Source organism: Polaromonas sp., from assembly GCF_041689105.1.
GTDB lineage: Bacteria > Pseudomonadota > Gammaproteobacteria > Burkholderiales > Burkholderiaceae_C > Polaromonas.
This window is the reverse complement of record NZ_JBDNGU010000015.1, coordinates 1-23,756: the sequence shown is the minus strand read 5'-3', so window position 1 is coordinate 23,756 and position 23,756 is coordinate 1. Positions and strand designations below refer to the sequence as shown.

The window sequence follows — 23,756 nt, the reverse complement described above, 5'->3', positions numbered from 1 at the left end:
TGGGATTCAGCGGTTCTTGACTTCACGGACGTGCCCGTCAAGTTCGGAAAACGAGGGGCGCTCGGTCGAATACAGGACTTTCCGGCCGAATTCCACCGCCAATTGCGGTGCATAGCCGTTCATGCTGGCCAGCAAGGTCACCTTGACGCACTGATAAACCTTCAGGGAGTGACCCACCCTGTGCTCGATCAACTGCGCCAGCGGAGAGACGAAGCCATAGGCCAGCAATATGCCGAGGAAGGTTCCCACCATCGCGTGGGCAATCAGCGCGCCCATGACCGCGGGCGGCAAGTCGGCGGACGCCAGTGCGTTCACCACACCCAACACGGCCGCGACAATGCCGAGGGCCGGCAGCGCGTCGCCGACCTTGGTCAGACAGTGCGCCGGCAGTTCAGCCTCATGCTTGTAGGTATCAAGCTCGTGCTCCATCAGCTGGTCGATTTCGAACGGATCCGTATTGCCGCTCACAATCAGGCGCAGGTAATCCGTCAAAAACTCCATGACATGTACTTCAGCCAGAATGACCGGGTAGAGCGAGAAAATGGGACTTTTCTCCGGATCGTCGATGTCCGACTCCAGCGCCAGCATGCCGTCCTTGCGGCCTTTGGCGAGCAGCACGTACATCAAGGCAAGCAGCTCCATGTAGAGCGCCTTGTCGCGTTTTTTTGTACCTTTAAACAGCGTTGGCAGCGCCTTCAGCGTGGCACTGATGGCATGGGCATCGTTGCCGACGATAAACGCGCCCACCGCAGCACCGCCAATGATCAGCAATTCGAGAGGCTGATACAGCGCGCCGAAATTCCCGCCCATCAGCGCATACCCGCCAAATACGGACCCCAGTACCACCACGTAGCCAACAATTACCAGCACGGCGGTCTCCAGCGCAAGGGTCTGCAGGGTGAACAGGGCATAACAAAGGCCGGCGTTCCGTCAGGCACGCGCAGCACGCATCACTTCGGCGAGCCACTGCGAGGACGAAGGCGCGGGCGATGGCGTGATGCGATCCGCAAGCGCCATCGGCACTATCGGGGAAGCGGGCGGCAGGCCAGCGGCGACCTTGCGCGTCTTTCCGGCACGTGATGGTGGCCGGCACAGGACGCACACGTAGCTGCCCTGGGGGTCGTGCGCATGTGCAACAAACAGGCCGGTGCAGCGCGTGCAGGTGCTCAGCTGCAGCATGTCGCTGTCGAAAAATCGCACCAGCGTCCATGCCCGCGTGAAGTCCAGCACCACTTCACCCCCCTGCTGCCCCACCTGCTCCAGGTAGAGCTGGTAACTTTTGACCAATGCGTTGATGCGTGTGCAGCCGCCGTGGGTCACCATGAATCGGTAGATGTTGTAGAACATCGAGGAGTGGATGTTGGACATCCATGTCATGAACCAGTCGGTTGAAAATGGCAACAGCCCCTTGGGTGGCGATACGCCCTTGATTTCCTTGTACAGCTTGATCAGCCGGTCCCGGCTCAGGCTGGTTTCCGCCTCGAGAAACTGCAGGCGGGCGCCCAGCCTGATCAGGTCCATGGCCAAATGGATATCGTCAGCTTCACGAATGACGCTTTTAACTGCCATGACGACCCCGGCGAGCGGCAAAGCGGCAGAACGTGGCAGGGTTGTGGACGGCAGGGATCATTGGGTCGTCCCCATTTGCTGACCCGAAAGAAGGATGGCCGTGTGTGCTTGCTGCAAGGACAGATTCTTTCCGTCGTGGGTCAATGCCGAGACAATCGGATGATCGTCAAACCTGAAGCGGCACAGCAACAGGCTGGAAGACGCCAGTTTCACAATTTGCGACAGGGAAAGATTGCCGAGCAGGTCGGCGAGCTCCTTGCTCATGCCCAGACGCAACATGGCCACAGGCGCATCTTCTTTAACGAGCCGCTGGGCGAGCAGCAAATAGGTCAGGTTCAAATCACCAATTTCATTGTTTTTGTCAATTTCAATCACCGAAAGCTCCAGTTCCATAAGTTTGGTAGGCCCGACATCACCGTACGATAACGCTGCGTCTCTGGCCAGTTAACACGGATTCGGCAACAAATCTGTAGGCCGTGATCCATGTATCAATTTTTAACATGTCTTTCAATATTTACGGCATTTTTTAATAATTTTAATTATTCGTATGTTTTACGCATCTATAGTGATAATTTATCAAATAATTGATATTAATCAAGAAATTGACTGAATTGACATCGAATTGACATCCTTCATGGGCGATTCGTCGCTGCATCAGCCTCTAGCTGGTGTAGCCAGGAAAGCAACTCGCCTACTGCGGCGTAAAGTTGTGGCGGGACCCGTTCATCCAGATCGACATTCATCAGCAGTTTGACCAGATCGGGTGAGGCGTGTACGTACAAACCGTGGGCACGCGCCCGTTCGACAATCAATTCGGCGACGACACCATATCCCTTGGCTATCACCACAGGACTGCTGTCGGCGCTCGCCGAAGAAAGTGCCACAGCGATGGGGCGACCAGTCGGCTTTTTCTTCATGTGTCCGTCATGCACGATGCACCTCAGCTTTTCGGCAGGCCGGTACCGTCTTCGGCTTCGGACATGCCCACCTGCAAGTTCGTCAACTGCAGCCCCAGGGGGCCAAAACGCCTGGAAAGCGCCTGACGACCTTCATGAAGGACAGCCAGCGTGGCGTCCTCATCACAGACCAGTCGAACCTGCAAGGTGTCGCCCTCAAGGGTCAGGCGCGCCGCCACGGATTTGAGCGTGGGCAGCGTCATCGTCAGGTTCGTGGTCCAGGCAGGCTGCGTCGCTTCACCCCCGGAAGTGGCCGCATCTTCTGCCTGCTCCTCCTGGATGTCCCACTCCATCGGTGTGCCTGGCCAGGCTTCCCCGCACCAGCGAAACACCGGCACCGAAAGCAATTCAAGCTGCTGGCGTACCAGCGCCATGGCATCCGGGTGAATCGCGGCGGCAACCGTGTTGCTTTTGTCCGGGCTGCCCGCAGGGCCTGCAAGCGGTGTTTTTGCATCAGGCTCCTGCCCGGAGATTTCGTGAAACGCTGCGGGGCTGTTTTCGGGCCTTCCGTCGCGGCCGTAGACGGCGGCAAGTGGAGCGGAGTCGCTACGCACAGCCTGCGCATCAGCCCCTGGCACCGCCGCAGAGGCGGCGACGGCCAGCCCAGCGCCAGACGCTGCAGCGGCCTCGCCAGCGCCCGGTCTTGCCGCCGAAAGCAGAGCAACAGCTGCGTCCGTTGACGCTGCCGGCAAAGAGGGAAGCGCCAGGCCCGCCTGGGGTTCCCGGACCATCTGCTCCAGCGAGCGCAAACCGGCAGCAAACTGCTGCAGGTGGGACTCGTAAAACAGTCCCGAGTGAGTCACGGTTTGGGCCAGTCGTGCCGCCAGCACCTGCCCAGGCGGTGGCGGCGAATGGGGCCACAGCGGCTCGGAGCCGCGGATTTTCAGCGCAGGGCCCATCTGGGGGTGCAGGATCGCGCTGACCGCGCGCGCCACAGCGCTCAGGATGACACCCGACCCGGAATCCGACGGCGGCGAACCTGGTCGGCCGTGGCCGCTGCCCGACACACCCACACCCAGCTGCTGCTCAAGCGCCGCGCGTGAAGGCAGGCGGACGTCATTGGCGATTTTTTCAACCCGCGTCGCAGCGGCCGGACCGGCAATTTCGACCTGAGGCTTGAGCGGGACGAGGTCCAGGCGCTGCGCCAGCCGCGTGGCCAGAAGGGTGTCCACGAGGGGTGTGACTCCGCTCATAAATTGACGTCGTCGGTCTGGCCATAGGCCTGATGAAGGTCTTGTTGCTGCTCCAGGCTCCGCAAGATGGCTGTCAGCCGGGTCAGTTGCGGCATGACCATCGCATGGATCGCGGCGTGGTTGGACGTGATCCGCTGCAGGAGCTGGAATTTTCGCGCCGACTGCGCTTCGCTGAGCACTTCCAGAGGCTCAATGAGTTTTAACCGGTCGACGGTGTCACTGTACTGCGCTTCCAGCAGCGGCAGCACGGCCCACTGCCCGGTGCGTGCCAACAGCAGCATGCGCTCCGTGAGCGGCGCGATCTGTTCGTAGCAGTGCATGACTTCGCTTTGAGAGCACATCTCAAGCGCCTGCGTCAACACGGCCAGCAGAGGCGTGGGGCGGATCAGGAACAAGTCCCGCCTTCTGGGGCCCGATGTCGCGCCATGCCGAACTGATGCTGTCCAGCAGCCGGTCGGCCTCGGCCAGCAGCGCGGGGTCGTTGCGCAGGTTGGCGTAGAGCAGGCGCTGGCTGACATAGTCATAAAGCGCGGAAAGATTGGCCACCAGTTCAGCGCCGGCCATGCCACCCACCTCGGTGTCAAGACTGGCCTTGAGCCCGTTGTCGACGATGTTGATGGCTTTGGAAATAGCCTGGCCTTTGGCACTGATGTCGTTGTTGGCCATGTGGTGGCGCGCCATGCTGATCGCCGTTTTGGCGCCATCGAACAGCATGGTGATCAGCTGATGGGGAGAAGCGCTCATCGCGCCGCTTTCCCTGCCGACGGTGGCATAGGCACTGGCGCCGGTGTTGTAAGCATGGGGTGGGGTGTACATGGAGTTTCCTAGTTATTTGCTGCCATTCATGGCATTGAACTGCTGCGTCAGGTAGCTGGTGGTCGAATTCATGCGGGCCATCATCAAGTCGAGCTGGGTAAACTGCGCGCGAAAACGCGCGACTTTGGCCTGCACGCTCACCTCAGTCGCCACAAACTGCGTGTCCAGCGATTTCAGCGTGGTATTGACGCCTGCGGTGGCGTTGCTAAGCTTGCCGTCCGTGCCAGTGAAGGTGCCGACCAGCGCGGACACCTGGACGCCGTAGCCCGTGTTGCCCCCGGTGCCGGCAAACAGTTCCACCACGGCCTCGCGGTTGCCGGCAAAAGCCGACTTCAGCTTGGTCGCATCAAAGACGAGCGCGCCATCCTTCTGAAGGCTCACACCGACTGTCGACAGTACCTTGAGAGTCCCGGCCTGCGGTGTATTCAGCGCGGTGCGAATGCCCGTCTGGATGCTGCGCAGCGTCGAGTCGCCCACCAGCGCTGCGCCGCTTTTCTTCGACACGTCATACCGGCTCAACTGGCTGGCCGTGCTTTGCAGGCTGTTGTAGGCGTTGACGAAAGCACTCACCGCGCTTTCGACCGGGGCGGTGTCGCGGCTGACCGTCAGGGTGCTGGAGCCGATCTTGGCCAGTGCCATGGTCACGCCCTGGACCGAGGACGCCATCGTGTTGGTCGCACTGGTCACGGCAATGCCATTGACCGTGAGGGCTGCGTCGGTAGCCGTGATGGTCTGTTTCAGATTTTGCGTCCCGGTGGGGTCGTTGGCCAACAACGAGCCCACCGCAGCGTCGCCGCTCACGCTGATGCGCATGCTCGACTTCTCACCCGTTGTGGTCGAAGTCAGAACCAGCCGGTTGCTGGTTCCGTCGTTGACGATGCTGGCGCTCACGCCAATGCCGGTGGTCTTGTTGACCGCATCCCGGATGCCGGCCAGGGTAGTGTTGGTGTTGTCGATGGTCAGAGAAACCGGCGGTCGCGCGGCATCGGCAGTAAAGGTCGCACCGGAGTTGTAGGCCCCGGTGGTGGTATCCAGGGTGCCGACGATGCTTCCGAAATCGACGGTGACGGTCGTCGCGGCGCCCGCGCCTATGGCCGAGGTGGCGCTGGCCACACCGCTGGACACCAGCGACTGGGCCTGCGCCAGTTGCGTGACGCTGACGGCATAGGTGCCGGCCACAGCGGCGCTGTCCGCACTGGCACTGAGCACGTCCGTCGCAGTCGAGGCGACTGTCGCGCCCTTGAACACGGTGGCATCAGCCAATTTACTCGCGGCCGCCTGAAAGCTGGTCAACGCATTTTGCAGCGTACCGTAGGCCGACAACTTGGCGGTGTAGCTGACCTGCTGCTTCTGCAGAGCCACCAGTGGCTGGCTCTCTGCAGCGGCGAGCCTGTCGAGCAAGCCGCTCAAGTCGAGGTTAGACCCCACTCCCAAACTTGAAATTGCCATGCCAACTCCTTGAATTCTTTAAACCGTCACCGGCCGAAAGCATCAGCTTCCTGGCCTGGCGAATCCGTCGCCACCCACGGGCTGCTCCAGCGCATTGGCGCGGGCGCCTGCGAGTGGCCTGCCAACTGTGCTTTACGGCAAATCTCCTGGTGCACCAGCAGATCATGCAATTTTCCCAGCGCTTTGGAGAGTTGCATCACTTCTTCAGAAGTCATTTGACGCATCAGCTTTCCCGTTTCCGCGTTCACTACCTTGGCGATGATCTTGTCGGACCCTTCGTCGAACTCAAACTGCACGCCGATGGAGGTCATTTTCAAGTTCTCGTTGATTTCAGCCAGCGCGGCAAAACGCTGACGCTCTGAGGGTGCGAACTGGTCGAGCAAGCCTCTTAAAGCGAGGTTGGACCCGACCTCTACACCTGGATTTGAAATGGACGACATACTGACTCCTTGATCTATTTCAACTAGATCTTCTGACTCAGCAGAAGACCCTGCAACCTGTCCAGAGCTTTTGAGACCTGCACCATTGCCTCAGAAGGCATCTGGCGAATCACCTGGCCAGTCTCGACATCCACCACCTTGGCGATCACTTTGTCGGTTTCCTTGTCGAACTCGAACCGTACCCCGACCGACGCCAGTTGAAAGCTCCGGTTGATTTCAGCCAGCGCGGCATTCGTTTGCTCAGGCGTGGACTCAGCCGTTTTTTTCTCGCGCTCAAGGGGGACGGCCTCACGCATCCGCTCGGCCTGCTTGGGTGCCTGTGGCGTGGCTGGCACGACCATTGCCGGCTCGCGGCGCGGGCTGGCGCTTAGGGCACTTACGGAAACTGTCATGGCTTAATCTCCTAGGGGAATCGCTAGGCAGTCACGCCTGAAACTTTCCAAGCAGGACTGCGTAACGCAGGTTTGCGCTTCGTAACTTCGTAGGTCGGGTTAGCCCAAAAGGCGTAACCCGACATCTTCTTCTCTACGTTGCGCAAACCTGACTTCTACGATTGCTGCGGTGTCTGTCGGGTTACGCTGCGCTAACCCGACCTACGCCGACGCCTGATTAACGCAGCAGGGACAACACGCCCTGGGTCGTCTGGTTGGCCTGGGCCAGCACCGAGGTACCGGCCTGCTGCAGGATCTGCGCGCGGCTCATGTTCGACACCTCGGTCGCGTAGTCCGCATCTTCAATGCGTGAACGTGAAGAAGTCAGGTTGTTGATGGTGGTACCCAAATTGGAGATCACCGAGTCAAAACGGTTTTGCACCGCGCCCAGGTTTCCGCGCAGGTCATCCACCGTTTTCAACGCAGCATCGATCGCTGCCAGCGGATTGGCAGTAGCAGTCAGGCCCGCAGCGGCGTCCGTGTTGTAGGCTGCCGACTGGACGGCCAGTCCTGCAACGGTGGGAGTCGTGAAGTCGGCGACGACACCGGTGGCGGGGGTGACGGTGGAACCGCCGCCGACTTTGTACAGGTTGCCGGCCTTGTCCGAGATGGCATAGTTGGCATAGGTTTCGGTGGCCGCCGTGTAGGTGCCATAACCATGCAGCGTCAAGTCAGCGCTGGTGGTGCCGGCAGACATGTCGGTCACGGTTACAGCCGAGAGGTCAACTGCGGCCTTTGTGGTCACGCCGCCAGTGGTGGAGGAAAAGCTCGTGATGGGTGCGGACAGACCCGACACGCTAAAGCCCGTCAGGCCCAGCTTGCTGGAGTCGATTTGCTTGAGCGCGATCGAAATGCTTTCGCCGTCGTTGGCGCCGACCTGGATCGACAGGTTTTTGTCGGCAGCCAGCACCTTGACGCCGTTGAAGTCGGTTTGTGCGGAGGTGCGGTTGATTTCGGACAGGCGCTGGGTAATTTCAGCCTGGATGGAGGCCTTGTCGGCAGCGGAGTTGCTTCCATTGGCGGACTGCACAGCCAGTTCACGGATGCGCTGCAGGTTGTTGTTGACTTCGGACAAGGCACCTTCGGTCGTTTGTGCCAGCGAAATACCGTCGTTGGCATTGCGTTGCGCCTGGGTCAGGCCCTTGATATTGGCGGTGAAACGATTGGCGATGGCCTGGCCGGCAGCATCGTCCTTGGCGCTGTTGATGCGCATGCCGGACGACAGGCGCTCGATCGCGTTGTTCAGCGCACCTTGCGACTTGTTGAGGTTGTTCTGCGTGAGCAGAGAAAGCGAATTGGTGTTGATGACTTGGCCCATGAGGAACTCCTGAATTTCAAAGTTGGTGTACTCCGGCTTCTTGCCGTCACGCTGGCCTTGCTTGCCTGGACACTGCGCAAGCCACCGTTATTCAGGTTATCGGCCAGCGGGTGAAAAACCTTTAGGGTCACACGTAAAAAATCCTCCTTTTTCTGAACATTTATCCATGCAGAGCAGCGAAACACCCTTCATCAAGCCTGCATGTTCATGATTTCCTGATACGCCGCCACGACCTTATTGCGCACCTGCAGGCCCATCTGGAAGCCGATGCCGGCCTTCTGCATGTCTACCATCACGTCGTTCAGCGCCACGCCAGGCTTGCCCAGCTCAAAGGCCTGGGCCTGGCTGGACGCTTGCTGCTGCGCGTCGCTGATGCGATCCAGCGACTTTTTCAGCTCGCCCGCAAAACCACCGCCGACCGCTTCGCTGCCCGACGCGGCGCTGCTGCGCTCGCCCGCCTGCGTAGCCTGGGAAATGGCCCGCATTTGCTGCAGCACGGATTCAATCGACGATATCGCCATGGTGTGTTTTCCTTGGGACAGCCTAGGCGTCCGTTGCTTCATTGAGGGCTCCAAGCGTAGCAGCCGGTCAGGCCAAGCATCGTGCCAAAAGATGGCAAAACCCCCGGCTATTCGGCAGATCAAACGCCGCCCGGCACTCTGACAATTGATCACGAGGCCGGATTCCCCTGGCCAACCAGCAGCCCCATCCTTCCCCAGAACCACGGCCGTATGCCATCAGTCGCCATCGCTTCCTCTTTGCACAACCGCCCCGGCCTGCGCCGGACGGTAGCCGGGTGAACGCATGAGTTCTACCGCAAGCACCGTCCCCGGCACAGCCGCAGCAGAGGCCAAAGCTCTGCCCGTGCTTGACCAGTTGCGCGCCAACCCTCGTCTGCCCGCGGCGATCGGGATATCCGCCGTCGTGGCCGTCATTGCGGCCCTGTGGCTCTGGAACCGGGCACCCGATTACGGCGTGCTCTACAGCAACCTGTCAGACCGCGATGGCGGCGCCATCATCGCCTCGCTGCAGCAGATGAATATTCCCTACAAGTTCACCGATGGCGGCGCTGCCCTGCTGGTAGCCGCCAACAAGGTTCCTGAAGCGCGCCTGAAGCTGGCCTCCCAGGGCCTGCCCAAAGGCGGGGCCGTCGGTTTTGAACTGATGGACAACCAGAAGTTCGGCACCAGCCAGTTTGCCGAGCAGGTCAACTACCAGCGCGCCCTGGAAGGGGAGCTGGCACGCTCAATCAATTCCATCTCCGCGGTGGAGTCGGCGCGGGTTCACCTCGCGCTGCCCAAGCCTTCGCTGTTTGTGCGCGACCAGAAGAAGCCAAGCGCCTCTGTGGTCCTGACCCTGCATCGCGGTCGCAGCATTGATGAAGGCCAGGTCAGCGCGGTGGTTCACCTGATTTCCAGCAGCGTGCCCGAGCTGTCGGCAAAAAGCATTACCGTGGTAGACCAGGCCGGCAACCTGCTGTCGGCAGCCAACGCCGGCACACGCGGGCTGGATGTGAGCCAGCTCAAATACTCGCAAGAGATCGAGCAGGCGTATGTCCGCCGCATCGAAGCCATTTTGCAGCCCATCGTCGGTGCTTCCAATGTGCGTGCCCAGGTCACGGCGGACATCGATTTTTCGACGGCGGAGAACACCGAAGAAAAATACCGACCGAACCAGGAGCCCGGCAGCACTGCCATCCGCAGCCAGCAATCCAGCGAGTCCACCCAGCTGGGCGTGATCCCGGCAGGCGGGGTGCCGGGCGCCTTGACGAACCAGCCGCCAGCCAACCCCGTCGCGCCCATCGTCACCGATCCCCCGGGACAGAAGAAGCCCGAAGCCCAGACCCCGGGCCAGCTCAAGATGAGCACGGAAATCAGTGGCATCGGCGTCCCCCGTAGCACCAGCACCGGCAACGGACGAAAAGACACCACCACCAACTATGAGCTGGATCGCTCGATCCGCCATGTGCAGCAGGGCGCAGGCGGCATCAAGCGGCTGTCGGTGGCCGTGGTGGTCAACTACCGCGGCATCCAGAGCGCCCAGGGCAAGCGCACGACGCAGGCGCTGACGGTCACCGAGCTGGAACAGATACAAAACCTGGTCAAGGAAGCCATGGGCTACAGCCGCGAACGCGGCGACTCGCTCAATGTCGTCAACAGCCCTTTCGCGACAGAAACCATCGATACACCCGAGTTGCCGCTGTGGCGCCAGCCTGACAACATCGAAATGGCCAAGGTCGCGGGCAAATACCTGCTGCTCGGAATGCTCGCCCTGTACCTGTGGTTTGCCGTGCTCCGGCCCCTGCTGCGCAGGTACCTCCAACCAGCGCTCGCACAGCCTCTCGCCGCCACGGCACCGGATGCCATGGCAGGCAACAGCAGCGAGCCGGGCATGCAGGCGCAGGACCGGGAAAACCAGCGTCATCTGGACAACACCCAGTACGCGCGGGAAACCGCCGTCAAGGACCCCCGGATGGTGGCCATGCTGATCAAGCACTGGATGGAGCAGAAGAATGGATGAAGGCACACGAAAAAGCGCCATCCTGCTGATGTCGCTTGGTGAGGAGGCTGCTGGCAGCGTACTCCAGCACCTGTCGCAAGCCCAGATCGAGGCCATGGGTGAGGCCATGGCCAGCCTGAAACAGGTCAAACGCGACGAAGTCAGTGCGGTACTGGAGGAGTTCCGCATCGAGACCGAGCAGTACTCGGCCCTGCATGTGGACTCCGGCAGCTACCTGCGCACGGTCTTGAACAAGGCCTTGGGCAGCGACCGCGCGGCCGACCTTCTCGAAAGCATCCTGGAGTCGAACGACTCCAGCGGCATCGGCCGCCTCAATCAGCTGGAGGCCACCGAGGTTGCAGAACTCATCCGGGACGAGCATCCGCAGATCATCGCCACACTGCTGGTCCATCTGGACCGGAACAAGGCGGCCGGGGTGCTGGAGCAGCTGCCCGAGCGAGTGCGCCACGATGCCGTCCTGCGCGTAGCCACCTTCGGCGGTGTTCAGCCCGCCGCCCTCAAGGAGTTGACCGAGGTGCTCAACGACATGCTGGGTGGCGAAGTCAAGCGCAGCCGCCTGGGCGGCATCCGGGTTGCCGCCGAAATCGTCAACATGATGGGCAGCACCGAGGAAGAAAGCGTGATCAAGCACATCAGGGAGCACGACGAAACGCTGGCACAAAAGATGATTGACGAAATGTTCCTGTTCGAGAACCTGCTCGGACTCGAAGACCGCAGCGTCCAGTTGTTGCTCAAGGAAATCGAATCCGAGTCGCTGATCATTGCACTGAAGGGTGCGCCGAAGGAACTGCTCGAAAAATTCCTGAAAAACATGTCGCAACGTGCGGCAGAAACACTGCGCGAAGACATCGAGGCGCGCGGTCCGGTGCGGGTGTCGCAGGTCGAGGCCGAGCAGAAGGCCATCCTGCTGATCGTGCGCCGTCTCGCGGAGGCCGGGGAAATTGTGCTCGGTGGTCAGGGCGACGAGTCCTATGTATAAAAACCCTTCCGCGTCACGTTCGTCTGATGCCGACAGGTTCGGGAGGGTTGGCCATCCTGAACCGTGTGTCATGGACCCCAAGGACAGGATTGCGGCATGGAAGCGATGGGAAATGACCTCCTTCGCCGAGGGGTTGCCAGCCCTCGCCCATCAGACTGCCGCATCTGAGATCGCGCCGGAACCGGCTGAAACAGGCGCGCGGATGAGTGAAGCCGAACTGGACGTCCTTCGGCGGGAGGCCCAGATGGCCGGCGAAAAAGCAGGGTATCAACAAGGCTACGCGCAGGGCCATGCGCTAGGGCAGACCGAAGGGCATGCGGCAGCGATGGCCGCAGTGCACGAACAGGCCAGGCGGCTGCAAGCCCTGGCCCTGTCTTTGCCCTCGGCCCTGCGCCTGGCCGAAGCCAGTGTGGCTGACGATTTGCTGGCGCTGGCCATGGACCTGGCGCGTCAGGTGCTGGGCCAAGCGCTGAGCGCTGATCCGCAGGCCATGCTGGCTGTGGTGCATGAACTGCTCCAGGCCGAGCCAGCACTGGTCGGCACGCCCCAACTCTTTTTACACCCGGACGATGCCACACTGGTAAGCGAGCATCTGCCCGAGGATTTGCAGGCGGTTGGCTGGCGCATACGCAGCGATGCCGCCATTCAGCGCGGCGGCTGCCGGGTCACGGCGAACAGCGGCGAGCGCGATGCAAGCCTGGAAACCCGCTGGGCACGAGTTGCAGCCGCGCTGGCACAACACACACCCGTTGCCACAGCGCCCGTGCCATGACGGAAATGCCCGCAGCCGGCGTAGCAAGCCCGCACCTGCAGGCCTGGAAAGCCGCCTTGGCCCTGGCCCGCACGGCTGCGGGCAAAAGCGCGCCCGTGCAAACCTACGGCCGGTTGACGCGGGCCGTCGGTTTGGTCCTCGAAGCCGTCGGCCTGCGCCTGCCGGTGGGCAGCGACTGTCTGATTGAACTGCCGCCCGGCTACCCGCAGAAAACGGCAGAAGCAGAAGTGGTCGGCTTCGCCGGTGGCCGCATCCTCCTGATGCCCCTGAGTGCCGTGGACGGATTGCTGCCGGGTGCCCGGGTTTATGCGCTGGACTCGCCTGCCGGGACGGGCAGCGGCACAGGCCCCAGAACCAAGCGCCTGCCGGTGGGCGAAGGCATGCTGGGCCGGGTGGTCGACGCAGCCGGCAGGCCGCTCGACGGACTGGGGCCGCTCAATTTCACCCGGGAAGTACCGCTGGCCGCAGAACCCATCAACCCGCTGATGCGCGCGCCGATCGACCAGGTGCTTGACGTCGGCGTTCGCGCCATCAACGCCATGCTGACTGTGGGACGCGGCCAGCGCATGGGTCTGTTCGCAGGTTCCGGCGTCGGTAAAAGTGTCCTGCTCGGCATGATGGCCCGCTACACCAGCGCCGACGTGATCGTGGTCGGCCTGATCGGCGAGCGCGGGCGGGAGGTCAAGGACTTCATCGAGAACACGCTGGGCGAAGAGGGCATGGCACGTGCCGTCCTGGTGGCCGCCCCGGCCGACACCTCGCCGCTGCTTCGGCTGCAGGGTGCCGCCTATGCCACTTGCCTGGCAGAGTACTTTCGCGACCAGGGCAAAAACGTCCTGCTGATCATGGACTCGCTGACGCGTTATGCCATGGCCCAGCGTGAAATCGCGCTGGCTGTGGGCGAACCGCCCGCGACCAAGGGCTACCCGCCATCGGTCTTCGCGAAATTGCCGGCACTGGTCGAACGCGCCGGCAACGGGGCCTGCGACGCGGACGGCAAGGGCGGCTCCATCACGGCGTTCTACACCGTCCTGACCGAAGGCGACGACCAGCAGGACCCGATTGCTGACGCGGCGCGCGCCATCCTGGACGGCCATGTCGTGCTGTCCCGCAGCCTGGCCGAATCCGGCCACTACCCGGCCATCGACATCGAGGCCTCCATCAGCCGCGCCATGACCGCGCTAATCGAACCAGCCCAGTTTGAAGCGGTGCGTGGCGTCAAACAGATGCTGTCCCGCTATCAGCGCAACCGCGACCTGATCAGCGTGGGCGCCTATGCGCCAGGCCATGACGCCCAGCTGGACCGGGCCATCGAGATCTATCCAAGGATAGAAGCGTTTCTGCAGCAACCCATGCACGAGCGCACCGACTACGCCGCCGCCGTCAGCCAGCTGCAGGGCCTGACCGCTGCCAATTGACAAACCCCGCCACACCTACCGGAGAAACCATGTCCAACAAGTTACCGCTGACAACCCTGATTGAACTGGCGCAGGGCAAGACCGACGAGGCCACCCGCCGGCTCGGCCAGTTGCAAAGCGCCCATACCAGCGCTGCAGGAAAGCTGGAAATGCTGCTGCAGTACCGCCAGGAATACATGAACCAGATGCAAGCGCAGATGCAGGGCGGCCTGCCTTCGGCCCAGTTGCGCAATTTCCAGAACTTCATTGGCACACTGGATGGCGCCATCGAGCAGCAGCGCGCGCTGACCCAGCAGGCCGACAGCCGTCTGATGCACGGCCGGACCGACTGGCAATTTTCCAAGCGCCGCCTGAGCTCCTTCGACACCCTCGCCGACCGCGTTCGCCAGCAGGACCTGCGAGTCCTCAACAAGCGGGACCAGCAGGACAGTGACGAGCGGGCGGCCCGGCAGTTCTACGTGCGTTCTGCTCCTCTGGCGCTGGATTTACCGGAATAAGCCATGTCTTTAGCCCTTTCCCCGCTCAGTATCGCACCGGCCGTGCAGCCATCCGCCCGGCCCGCAGAACGCGGCAGCGACCCCGAAACTCCGGTGACCGGTAGTTTTGGAGAAGCCCTCTCGCGCGCCAGCCAATCCGCAGACGAGCCCGCCGCGAAACCTCGGGACAAGGCCACCGCCCATCCCACCACACGGCGCCAGGGCGGACCCACGAAAGACTCGGAGGAGCCTGCCGATCCGGCCATTGTCGCCGGTCTGGCCCTGATGGCGCTGTACGGCAGGACGCCCCCGCCGCCCCTCGGCGGCGCTGCGGCCGCAGCCTTGCGGAGTGACTCCCTGCCAACGCAAGATGCCGCCGCCCTGCCCGGCGCAGACACCGACGTGACCGTCCCGATTGAACCCGCAGGGGTAGTGGCAGTTGCTGCCCCGGGCGTCATGGAACGCGGCCAGCTCACTCTGAATACAAGGAAGGAAACCACCCCCCTTGTCGCCGCACCGGACGCCGCGCAAACCGCTGTCCCGCGCATGACGCTGGACGCCCCGACGGCAGAGTCAGATGCCGCCGCCCTGTCCGGCGCAGCCACCGACGTGACTGTCCCGACTGAACCCGCAGGGGTGGTGGCACTTGCTGCCCAAAGCGCCCGGGAACGCGGCCAGCCCCTTCTGAATACGAGGAAGGACACCAGCCTCCCCGTCGGCGCATCGGATAGCGCGCAAACCACCGTCCCGCGCATGGCGCTGGACGCCCCGACGACCGAGTCGCCCGCGCTGCGCAGTCCCGAACGCCCGGCCGCTGTCGCGCCCGAACAGAAAGCCGCGCCCGGAACCATCGCCGCCCTGCCGGCCAGCGGTTTCGCCGAACCCGCTGCCGGCGCCGAAGCGAGCTCAGTGACAGGTCCCGCCATGATGGCTCCTGCAGCACAAGGACCGGCGAACATCGGCGGCTCTGTCCTTCCAGCAGCCGTCCTCGCGCCCTCCCTGTCCCAGGACGTGGGCAGCAGCGAGTGGGACCAGGCGCTGGGCCAGCAGTTGCTGCACATGGGCCGGGCCGACCAGAAGACGGCCGAGCTCCAGCTCAACCCGCCTGGCCTGGGCCCGCTGAAAGTCACCCTGAGCATGAACGAGCATCAGATTCAGGTCGCCTTTGTTTCCGCCCACGCTTCGGTACGCGCGGCGGTCGAGGCCGCCCTGCCGCAATTGCGCGCTGCGATGGCTGACGGCGGGATCAGCCTGGGGGAGGCCTCGGTCGGCTCCGAAAGCCGGCAACCGGCCGATGCCGGGTATGGCCAGGAAGGGCGCTCCGGCCAGCGCAGTTATCCGGGCAGCAGCGCGAGGGAGCTGGCCAGCGGCCCGGAGCGAGTCGCCGCGGAGCCGCGCAGGCAGCGCAGCGGGGCAGGCGTCGACATCTACGCCTGACGGTTTTCGCCACGGGCAGCATGGATTACGCCAGCAGCAAATGCCGGAGTTGAAGCGTTTTCCGCCTGCTGATCCAGCGATGCAGTGCGGCCCTTCTGTCCAACAATTCATCTTCCATCTCACTGAACACAACCATGGCAACAACCAACGTCCCGGTGCCCCCTCCCGAAATTCCTCCCGCAGGTCGCAAGCGGCGTCTGATCCTGATCGTCCTGCTGATACTGGTGGTTGCCGCCGGTGCAGCGGGCGCAGGCTACTACTACTTCTACCTGCGCGGCAGCAAGGAAGCGGCGATCGCCGTCAAGCCGCCCGAGATTCCCATTTTTATCGCGTTGGAACCTTTCACTGTCAACCTGCAGCCGAACAGCCGCAGCCGTTTTCTGCATGTCGCGGTCACGCTCAAGGTCAGCAACATCAAGTCCCAGGCCCAGCTGGTCCAATACCTGCCCGAGGTGCGCAGCCGGGTGCTCACCACGCTGTCCAACCGGACCGCCGAGTCGCTGCTCACGACGGAGGAAAAAGACGTGCTGGCCGCTGAAATCCTGAGCGTGTTGAAACAGCCCTTCGCGGTGAACCTGCTTCCTGCCGGAATATCCAGCGTGATGTTCACCACCTTCATGCTGCAATAAGCACGCTCCATGAGACCCGCCCATGGCCTATGAAGAGCAACTCTCCCAGGACGAGGTCGATGCCCTGCTGCAGGGTGTTACCGGAGACAGCGATGTGGCAAGCGCGCCGCCACCCGCCCAGGCCGGGTTGCCGGTCTACAACTTCGGCAAGGACGAACATGTGGTGCGCGGCCGGATGCACACGCTGGAAGTCATCAACGAGCGTTTTGCCCGGCACCTGCGCACCTCGCTGTTGACCTTCATGCGCCGCAGCGCCGACATTTCAGTCGGAGCGGTGCAGATCCAGAAGTACGGCGAATTTATCCGGAATCTGCCCGTGCCGGCCAATATCAACCTGATGCAGATGAAACCCCTGCGCGGTACGGCCCTGTTCGTGTTCGACCCCAAGCTGGTGTTTCTGGTGGTGGACAACCTGTTCGGCAGTGATGGCCGTTACCACGTCCGGGTAGAAGGCCGGGACTTCACGCAGACCGAGCAACGCATCATCAAGCAGCTGCTGAACCTGACACTGGACAGCTACGGCCAGGCCTGGCGGCCGGTCTATCCGCTCGATTTCGAGTATGTGCGCGCCGAGATGCATGCCCGGCTCGCCAACATCGTGACCCCCAACGAAGTGGTGATCAACACCACCTTTCAAATCGAGTTCGGCCCAATAGGCGGCGCACTCACTGTCTGCATCCCCTATTCGATGATCGAGCCGATACGCGACCTCCTGTCGAACCCGCTGCAAGGCGAGGTCGAAGTGGACAAACGCTGGGTCAAGCAACTGACGCAGCAGGTCAAAAGCGCCGACGTGGAGCTCAAGGCCCGGTTTCTGAGCTTTCAGTCCACCATCGGCCAATTGCTCAAGCTCCAGATCGGCGATGTGCTGCCCATCGAGATTCCGGAAACGATTGTTGCCGAGGTCAATGGCGTTCCCGTCATGGAATGCGGCTACGGCACATCCAACAAGCACTATGCCCTGCGGGTACACAAGATGATCAATTACCAAGACAGAGATTCAGGCAAGGAACGCGACCATGAGTGAAGACAGCAAGGACGACCCGGTGGCAGACGCCGTTGACGATTGGGGCAGCGCGCTTGCCGAGCAGGCGCAGGCAACAGCCGCGCCCGCCGCGCCAGCGCCGCCGCCGGCAGCGCCGGCACAGGTGTCACCGGTGTTTCAGCCCCTGCAAGGCGACAGCCGGTCAGGCGTTACCCAGGGCGACATCGACAGGATCCTGGATGTACCGGTCCAGCTGACGGCCGAACTGGGGCGCACCCGCATCACCCTGAAAAACCTGCTGCAGCTGTCACAAGGCTCGGTCGTTGAACTGGACGGCCCGGCGGGTGGACCCATGGATGTCTTCATCAATGGCTACCTGATTGCGCAAGGGGAGGTGGTGGTGGTCAACGAGAAGTACGGCATCCGCCTGACCGACATCATCACGCCTTCTGAACGTATCCAGAAACTGAACCGATGATGCACCGGCAACTTCCCCGCCTGGCAGCTTCGCTGCTCGTGTGGTTCAGCCTGGCGGCTGGCGCGGTACTGCCTACTGTGCCCACGCCGGCCGCCGAACCCGTGCGCTCTTTCGGCATGGCCGGCCTGCTGCAGGCCGCTTTCGGACTGGCCGTGGTGCTGGCGCTGATTTTCCTGTGCGGCTGGGCAGCCAGGCGCCTCGGTCTGCGGCAGCCCGGCAGCGGACGGATGCTCAAGGTCGTCTCCAGCGCGATGGTCGGCCAGCGTGAACGCGTGGTGGTCGTAGAAATTGGCGGCTCCTGGCTGGTGCTCGGTGTCGCCGCAGGGCAGGTGCGTGCATTGCACACCCTGCCGGCGCAAAGCCTGCCTGCGGCCCCGGCAGCGGCGCTGACGGGAACAACGCCAGTCGGCGCTTTCTCGCAAAAACTGCTTGAATCCCTGGGCAAGCTCAATCAGCTGAAGAAGCGGGCCTGATGAACGTGATCTCCTGCCGCCAGCGTCCACGTCCGGCGTTCCTGCCGCTGCTCGCGCTCGTGGTGCTTGGCCTGCTGGTACTGGCGGCGTGGCCTGCGGCAGCTTCGGCCCAGAGCCTGCCGGGCATTGTCAGCACCCCCGGCCCAAGGGGCAGCCAGACTTATTCGCTCAGCGTCCAAACCCTGGTACTGCTGACCTCGCTGTCCTTCCTGCCGGCTTTGCTGCTGTCCATGACCAGCTTCACGCGCATCCTCATCGTCCTCGGCCTATTGCGTACGGCCATCGGCACCCCGTCTTCCCCGCCCAACCAGATTCTGGTGGGCCTGTCGCTGTTCCTCACCTTCTTCGTGATGTCGCCGGTGTTCGACAAAGTCCACAGCGAAGCCTACAAGCCTTTCTCGGAAAACAAGATCAGTGCGGAGCAGGCGATCGAACGCGGGGTTCAACCCTTCAAGCAGTTCATGCTCAAGCAGACCCGTGAAGCCGACCTGGCGCTGTTTGCAAAGCTTGCCAACATTGAAAAAATGGACGGGCCAGAACAGGTGCCCCTGCGGATCCTGTTACCGGCTTTTGTCATCAGCGAACTGAAAACCGCCTTTCAGATCGGCTTCACCATCTTTCTTCCTTTCCTGATCATCGACCTCGTGGTGGCCAGCGTGCTGATGTCCATGGGCATGATGATGGTGCCACCGGCCACTATTGCGCTGCCATTCAAACTGATGCTTTTTGTTCTTGTCGATGGCTGGCAGCTGCTGATCGGTGCGCTCGCCCAGAGCTTTTACACCTGACGCGGCCATGAGCAAAACCAGCAGGAAGGACAAACCGGCATGACCCCAGAGTCAGTCATGACCATGGGCTACGAAGCCATGAAGCTTTCGCTGCTGCTCGGTGCGCCGCTGCTGCTGGTGGCCCTCGTCACCGGCCTGCTCATCAGCCTGTTCCAGGCGGCCACGCAAATCAATGAGATGACCCTGTCCTTTATTCCCAAGCTGCTGGCCGTTTTCGCCGCCCTGGTGATTGCCGGGCCGTGGATGCTGGGCATCACCCTGGACTACATGCGCGCCCTGTTTTCATCGATTCCGCAACTGGTAGGCTGATGCCTCCCGTTTTTTCGGTCACCTCAGAGCAACTGGGCGTGTGGATGGTGGCTTTTCTCTGGCCGTTTGTGCGCATGCTGGCGCTCATCAGCACGGCACCCGTGTTCAGTGAGCGCTCGGTGCCGCGCTCCGTCAAAATCGGCCTGGCCATCCTGCTGGCGATCACCATCGCGCCGACCCTCGGGCCCTTGCCCGCTGTTCCCCTGGTGTCCGCAGCCGGCTTCTGGATTCTGGTCCAGCAAATCCTGATCGGCGCGGCGATGGGGTTTTCGATGCGGATGGTTTTTGCCGTTGTCCAGGCAGCCGGTGAATATGCTGGCCTGCAGATGGGTCTGTCATTTGCCACGTTTTTCGATCCCACCAGTGGCGGCCAGACCATGGTGCTGGCACGCCTGCTCAATGTAATGGCCATCCTGATTTTTCTGGCAGTCGATGGCCACCTGATGCTGATCATGGTACTGGCAGAAAGCTTTCACACTCTGCCGATTGCCGACGGGCCGCTGGTGGCAGATGGCTGGTTTTTGCTGGTGTCGGCAGGCGGTCAGATTTTTGCTGGCGGGCTCATGCTGGCGCTGCCGCTGATCGCCGCCCTGCTGACCCTCAACCTGGCCATGGGCATCCTGAACCGCGCTTCACCCCAGTTCAGCATTTTTGCGGTGGGCTTCCCGATCACGCTGCTGGCGGGCATGGCCATGCTGCAGGTGCTGATGCAATACCTGGCACCCTTCCTGGAGCCGCGCTTTGCCTCCGGTTTTGCCTCGCTGATGGGATTTTTAAATGGTTTACGGCCCTAGCCCTTATCCCATAAGCGTAAGTAGCTATCAAATAAATAGCACTTTTTGCCTTGGCCGGTGCGCTGCGGGCTGGGCCTACAGATAGTTGAACAGCGCGGTCTGCTGGATGCGGACAAAGGTTTGCTGGCTCGCCTGCAGCGCGGTCTGGCGCTGGTAGAACTCGGCAATGGCGGTGGCGTAATCCAGGTCCTGCAGGTCGGACAGGTAGCTTTTGTCCGTTAGCGTCCGGTTGTCCCCGGTGACGGCCAGCGCGTCCAGCTCATTGAGGCGGGAGCCGACCGAAGAGCGCACGCTCAATACGTTGTCGTGCGCATTGGTGATTTTCCGGTTGGCCGTGCTCAGGGCATTGAGCACCTTCGCCTGGCCTTCCGGCCCCCCGCCGTCAATTTTGGTATTGAGGGCCTTGATCACGTCGCCGATAACCGCAAAAACGTCTGTGCCCGCATTTCTGGCCGTAGCCACCTTGAACGTGTCCCCGGCAGCTGGCGCACCGCTGATTGAAATCTGCAAGCCGCCCAGGGTAATGGGGCTGCCTGCGGCGTAGGCCATGGGCGCGGGTGCCGGTGACAGCGGTGGCACCGTGTCCGCCGTGTAGGACGTGGCGGACGAGAAGCTGATGACCCATTCCTTGCCGTAGTCCGGATCGGCCATGTTCACCACCGTCGTCGCACCAAACACACCGCTGCCGGTATTGCCTGGCGCGGATGAACTGACGTAACCGGCACCGCCCTGCACCGTCTGGAAAATGCTGCGCCCATCATCGGTTCCGGCCATCTGGCGCGAAACATCGACCTGCATGAGGCGTTTGCCCTGGTCACCGGCGTAGAGGATGCTGCCATCAGCCTGCCGCACAAACGGGGCGCTGCCGCTCTTGAACCCGGCAAACAGAAACTGGCCGTTGCCGTCATCGGTATTGGCCAAGCCCTGCAGCTGATCCAGGTTGCTTTGCAGGGTGGTGGCAACGGTAGCGCGGTCGGCATCGGCCAGGGTCCCGTTGCCCGCCTGCACCAGCAGGCCCTTGATGTTTTGCAGGACCGTGGTGACGCTTTGCAGGGCATTTTCCTCCATGGTCAGTGTCTGCGTGGCCTGACCCCGACTGGCCGAATATTGGGCGCCCAGCGCGATCGACTGGGACACGGCAAGCGCGCGGGTCGAGCCCAGCGGATCGTCTGACGGGGCCAGAATCTTGGTGCCGGCGCCAAGCTGCTGTTGCACGCGCAGCAGGCTGCTCTGCTGCGAGCCCATGGCGGTCTTGCTCTGCTCATAAAAGGTCTGGGTGCTGATGCGCATCACGAACTCCGGGTTTTATAAATGCCTGTCAACGGCCAATGCCCAACACCGCATCAAACATGGTTGACGCGGTCTGGATCACCTTGGCGTTGGCCTGGTACATCTGCTGAAACATCAGCAGGTTGGCGGTTTCCTCGTCCTGGTTGACGCCCGACACCGACTGCTGGATCCCCCGGATCTGTGTGGTCAGGCTGGTCTGCGCTGTGCCGGCAATCTCCACCTGGCGGGCCTTGTTTCCCACGTTGCTGACCAGTTGCCCGTAGGCGTCATTGAAGCTGGCGGTCCCGTTGCCCATTGTTTTCTTGTTCTGCAACGCGCCGAGCAGCAATGCATTGCTGCCATCGGAAACACCGCCGGTATTTTTCCCGATGGTGAAGGTGTCGCCGTTCGACGGCGTACCACTGAGGCTCACCGTCATGCCCCCGAAGGTCATGGAAGCGCCTGCGGTGTAGCTCAGCGTGCTGCCGTCCGGAAACCCCGACAATTCATTGGTGACGCTGTTGTAAGTCAGCGTCACCGTCGCGCTCAGGGGCGTTGCGAGATAAGCTGCATCCACCGAGCCGGCGCTGATCGCTGCGTTGCCCTGGTTGCCTGCGGTGTTGCCGGTGATGATGGGTGAAGCTGCCGCCACCTTGGCCGGATCGGTGAGGGTCACGAGCAGATCGCGTCCACCTGTGCGGGTGGGCTGGATCAGGAAGGAGTCGCCCGCCGCCGCAGTCCCTGCAAACGCAAGGGCCACGCCATCGAAGCTGTCGGCGGGCACCGCAGCCGCCAGATCGGCGGCGCTGAAAACCTTGTTGTCGGACAGCCGGGTAACCGAAAAGCTCAGGTCCGCCTTGACATCAAGCCGATAGTCGCTGGTGGTCAAGGCCCCGACATCAGAAAACGATGCCGTCACATTCAGGCTGCCGGTGTTGCGACTGTGCGAGGCAACACCGGGAAGGGCTCGCGAGAAAAAGTCCCCGCCCAGCACCCCGTTGAGATCGACACCCAGCCGCTGCTGGGCATTGAAGCTGTCGGCCAGCGCAATGGCCATGCGGCCCAGCGAGTTCTGCGTCGTCGCCAAGGTCTCGCTGCGAAATTGCAGCAAACCACCCAGCGAGCCGCCGGAAATCACGCTTTCCTGCAACTCCACCTTGTTGCCTGATGTGTTGACCATCGCCAGCGCAGTGCGTCCCGAGTCGCTCGCGGCAACGACGGTGGTCAGCGGGGTCGCCCTGTCACCCAGCACCAGGGTCTGGCCGTTGCCGATAAAGACGTTGTACTGGCCGCCGTCCTGCACGACGAGCTTGGTGCTCACCAGCTTGCCCAGTTCATTGACCAGCTGGTCACGCTGATCCAGCAGGTCGTTGGGCGCCTGGCCACCGGTTCCGTTGCTGAGCATGGCGACCTGCTTGTTGAGGCTGGCGATCTGCCCGGCATAAGCGTTGATCTGCTCGACATGCCCGGCCACCTGGTCGTTGACACTGGCATTAAGGCTGCTCAAATAGTTGTCCATGCTGCGGAACTGGTTGGCCAGCGCCTGGCTGGAGCTGATCAGTTGCTGGCGCGCCGACGTGTCGGCCGGCGTGTTCGCGACCGCCTGCACATGGGTAAACAGGGTCTGCAGTTGCGGCGCCAGCCCAGCTTTCTGGTTGGCCAGCAGGTTGTCGATCTGGCTGATCTGTGTGTAGTAAGTGCTCAAGGCCTGGTTCGAAGACTGGGCCTGGTTCAACTGCGACGAAAGATACTGGTCATAACTGCGGGAGACATCCACCACCTTCGCGCCGTTGCCGAAGAAACCAACGCCAGCCCTGTAGGCACCGCCCGCAGACGCGACCTGCGCCGACTGTCGGCTGTAACCCGGCGTATTGACATTGGCTGTGTTGTGCCCGGTGGTCACCAGGGCGGCCTGCGCCGCATTCAGTCCGCTTAACCCGGTATAAAACATGTTGTTCGACATAAACCTTGTCTTTCTAGAGCGATGGCCTGCCCACCACATGTTTCATGACGGCCGCCTCTTGTTGTTTAACGGCAGGCCGGGGACCAACTTGAAGGCGCTTGTACCCTGCGTCGGCAAGTCCCGCCTGCGCGGGCTCTGCCGTCAAAACTCTTTCCAGTCGCCGCCAGCGCCTGCTACTGCGAGCTGCCTGGGCTGAACCGGTGGGGCTGGCTTGCGCTGCGGCGCGGGAATCGCCCGTTTGGCGGCAGGCGGCTGCATGGGCGCGCCTTGATGCGCAGTTGCGTCGCGCTGCGG

The 23,756-nt window shown here is 62.2% G+C and carries 27 protein-coding genes; 13 read left to right on the top strand and 14 right to left on the bottom strand.

Annotated features, from left to right (window positions below):
• Positions 1–6 precede the first annotated feature (6 nt).
• The 12 genes from motA to fliE form a co-directional block, all read right to left on the bottom strand.
• Positions 7–870: a flagellar motor stator protein MotA gene (gene motA / locus ACESMT_RS01365; protein WP_372824502.1), complete on the bottom strand. Its 864-nt coding sequence runs from the start codon at positions 868–870 to the stop codon at positions 7–9.
• Positions 871–930: 60 nt separating this feature from the next.
• Positions 931–1,569 (bottom strand): flagellar transcriptional regulator FlhC, encoded by a 639-nt coding sequence (gene flhC / locus ACESMT_RS01360; RefSeq protein ID WP_372824500.1) that lies wholly within the window; start codon positions 1,567–1,569, stop codon positions 931–933.
• Positions 1,570–1,626: 57 nt separating this feature from the next.
• Positions 1,627–1,962 (bottom strand): flagellar transcriptional regulator FlhD, encoded by a 336-nt coding sequence (flhD, locus tag ACESMT_RS01355; RefSeq protein ID WP_372824498.1) that lies wholly within the window; start codon positions 1,960–1,962, stop codon positions 1,627–1,629.
• Positions 1,963–2,201: 239 nt separating this feature from the next.
• Complete coding sequence (locus ACESMT_RS01350) at positions 2,202–2,486, bottom strand: EscU/YscU/HrcU family type III secretion system export apparatus switch protein (RefSeq protein WP_372824496.1); 285 nt, start codon at positions 2,484–2,486, stop codon at positions 2,202–2,204.
• A gap of 23 nt (positions 2,487–2,509) precedes the next feature.
• Complete coding sequence (locus tag ACESMT_RS01345) at positions 2,510–3,697, bottom strand: flagellar hook-length control protein FliK (protein ID WP_372824494.1); 1,188 nt, start codon at positions 3,695–3,697, stop codon at positions 2,510–2,512.
• A gap of 17 nt (positions 3,698–3,714) precedes the next feature.
• Positions 3,715–4,059 carry a flagellar protein FliT gene (locus ACESMT_RS01340; RefSeq protein WP_372824492.1) on the bottom strand — a complete coding sequence of 115 codons (345 nt, stop codon included), beginning with the start codon at positions 4,057–4,059 and terminating at the stop codon, positions 3,715–3,717.
• A 1-nt stretch (position 4,060) separates the two neighbouring features.
• A complete protein-coding gene (gene fliS / locus ACESMT_RS01335) occupies positions 4,061–4,534 on the bottom strand; it encodes a flagellar export chaperone FliS (RefSeq protein WP_372824490.1) in 474 nt (157 codons plus the stop codon).
• Between the two features lie 12 nt (positions 4,535–4,546).
• On the bottom strand, positions 4,547–5,983 hold the full coding sequence (fliD, locus tag ACESMT_RS01330) for a flagellar filament capping protein FliD (protein WP_372824488.1): 1,437 nt from the start codon (positions 5,981–5,983) through the stop codon (positions 4,547–4,549).
• 26 nt (positions 5,984–6,009) lie between these two features.
• Entirely contained in the window at positions 6,010–6,423 is a 414-nt protein-coding gene (locus ACESMT_RS01325) for a flagellar protein FlaG (protein ID WP_372824486.1), read from the bottom strand.
• 23 nt (positions 6,424–6,446) lie between these two features.
• Positions 6,447–6,815: a flagellar protein FlaG gene (locus tag ACESMT_RS01320; RefSeq protein WP_372824484.1), complete on the bottom strand. Its 369-nt coding sequence runs from the start codon at positions 6,813–6,815 to the stop codon at positions 6,447–6,449.
• 217 nt (positions 6,816–7,032) lie between these two features.
• Positions 7,033–8,172: a FliC/FljB family flagellin gene (locus ACESMT_RS01315; protein WP_372824482.1), complete on the bottom strand. Its 1,140-nt coding sequence runs from the start codon at positions 8,170–8,172 to the stop codon at positions 7,033–7,035.
• 191 nt (positions 8,173–8,363) lie between these two features.
• On the bottom strand, positions 8,364–8,693 hold the full coding sequence (gene fliE / locus ACESMT_RS01310; protein WP_372824480.1) for a flagellar hook-basal body complex protein FliE: 330 nt from the start codon (positions 8,691–8,693) through the stop codon (positions 8,364–8,366).
• 283 nt (positions 8,694–8,976) lie between these two features.
• On the opposite strand from fliE, the gene fliF reads away from it, so the two are divergent.
• The 13 genes from fliF to fliR all read left to right on the top strand — a co-directional run bounded on the left by fliF (position 8,977) and on the right by fliR (position 20,230).
• Entirely contained in the window at positions 8,977–10,692 is a 1,716-nt protein-coding gene (gene fliF / locus ACESMT_RS01305) for a flagellar basal-body MS-ring/collar protein FliF (RefSeq protein WP_372824478.1), read from the top strand.
• Complete coding sequence (gene fliG / locus ACESMT_RS01300) at positions 10,685–11,671, top strand: flagellar motor switch protein FliG (protein ID WP_372824476.1); 987 nt, start codon at positions 10,685–10,687, stop codon at positions 11,669–11,671. The genes fliF and fliG overlap by 8 nt, the downstream gene beginning before the upstream one ends.
• Positions 11,672–11,783: 112 nt before the next feature.
• The gene (fliH, locus tag ACESMT_RS01295; protein ID WP_372824474.1) at positions 11,784–12,443 is read left to right on the top strand and encodes a flagellar assembly protein FliH; all 660 of its coding nucleotides are present in this window, start codon (positions 11,784–11,786) and stop codon (positions 12,441–12,443) included.
• Entirely contained in the window at positions 12,440–13,861 is a 1,422-nt protein-coding gene (gene fliI / locus ACESMT_RS01290; RefSeq protein ID WP_372824472.1) for a flagellar protein export ATPase FliI, read from the top strand. The genes fliH and fliI overlap by 4 nt, the downstream gene beginning before the upstream one ends.
• Positions 13,862–13,890: 29 nt before the next feature.
• A complete protein-coding gene (gene fliJ, locus ACESMT_RS01285) occupies positions 13,891–14,358 on the top strand; it encodes a flagellar export protein FliJ (protein WP_372824470.1) in 468 nt (155 codons plus the stop codon).
• Between the two features lie 3 nt (positions 14,359–14,361).
• The gene (locus tag ACESMT_RS01280; protein ID WP_372824468.1) at positions 14,362–15,774 is read left to right on the top strand and encodes a flagellar hook-length control protein FliK; all 1,413 of its coding nucleotides are present in this window, start codon (positions 14,362–14,364) and stop codon (positions 15,772–15,774) included.
• A gap of 134 nt (positions 15,775–15,908) precedes the next feature.
• Positions 15,909–16,403: a flagellar basal body-associated protein FliL gene (gene fliL / locus ACESMT_RS01275; protein WP_372824466.1), complete on the top strand. Its 495-nt coding sequence runs from the start codon at positions 15,909–15,911 to the stop codon at positions 16,401–16,403.
• A 22-nt stretch (positions 16,404–16,425) separates the two neighbouring features.
• A complete protein-coding gene (fliM, locus tag ACESMT_RS01270; protein WP_372824464.1) occupies positions 16,426–17,430 on the top strand; it encodes a flagellar motor switch protein FliM in 1,005 nt (334 codons plus the stop codon).
• Positions 17,423–17,866: a flagellar motor switch protein FliN gene (gene fliN / locus ACESMT_RS01265; RefSeq protein WP_372824462.1), complete on the top strand. Its 444-nt coding sequence runs from the start codon at positions 17,423–17,425 to the stop codon at positions 17,864–17,866. The genes fliM and fliN overlap by 8 nt, the downstream gene beginning before the upstream one ends.
• On the top strand, positions 17,866–18,339 hold the full coding sequence (fliO, locus tag ACESMT_RS01260) for a flagellar biosynthetic protein FliO (RefSeq protein ID WP_372824460.1): 474 nt from the start codon (positions 17,866–17,868) through the stop codon (positions 18,337–18,339). The genes fliN and fliO overlap by 1 nt, the downstream gene beginning before the upstream one ends.
• On the top strand, positions 18,339–19,127 hold the full coding sequence (gene fliP / locus ACESMT_RS01255; RefSeq protein ID WP_372824458.1) for a flagellar type III secretion system pore protein FliP: 789 nt from the start codon (positions 18,339–18,341) through the stop codon (positions 19,125–19,127). Before fliO ends, fliP begins: the two co-directional genes overlap by 1 nt.
• 39 nt (positions 19,128–19,166) lie before the next feature.
• Positions 19,167–19,436 carry a flagellar biosynthesis protein FliQ gene (gene fliQ, locus ACESMT_RS01250; protein ID WP_372824456.1) on the top strand — a complete coding sequence of 90 codons (270 nt, stop codon included), beginning with the start codon at positions 19,167–19,169 and terminating at the stop codon, positions 19,434–19,436.
• Positions 19,436–20,230, top strand: a complete 795-nt coding sequence (fliR, locus tag ACESMT_RS01245; RefSeq protein ID WP_372824454.1) for a flagellar biosynthetic protein FliR — start codon at positions 19,436–19,438, stop codon at positions 20,228–20,230. The genes fliQ and fliR overlap by 1 nt, the downstream gene beginning before the upstream one ends.
• A 75-nt stretch (positions 20,231–20,305) precedes the next feature.
• Here fliR and flgL read toward each other — a convergent pair whose 3' ends face one another.
• Together flgL and flgK are read right to left on the bottom strand one after the other, a co-directional pair.
• Positions 20,306–21,520: a flagellar hook-associated protein FlgL gene (gene flgL / locus ACESMT_RS01240; RefSeq protein WP_372824452.1), complete on the bottom strand. Its 1,215-nt coding sequence runs from the start codon at positions 21,518–21,520 to the stop codon at positions 20,306–20,308.
• A gap of 28 nt (positions 21,521–21,548) precedes the next feature.
• The gene (flgK, locus tag ACESMT_RS01235; protein WP_372824450.1) at positions 21,549–23,462 is read right to left on the bottom strand and encodes a flagellar hook-associated protein FlgK; all 1,914 of its coding nucleotides are present in this window, start codon (positions 23,460–23,462) and stop codon (positions 21,549–21,551) included.
• Positions 23,463–23,756: the final 294 nt, after the last annotated feature.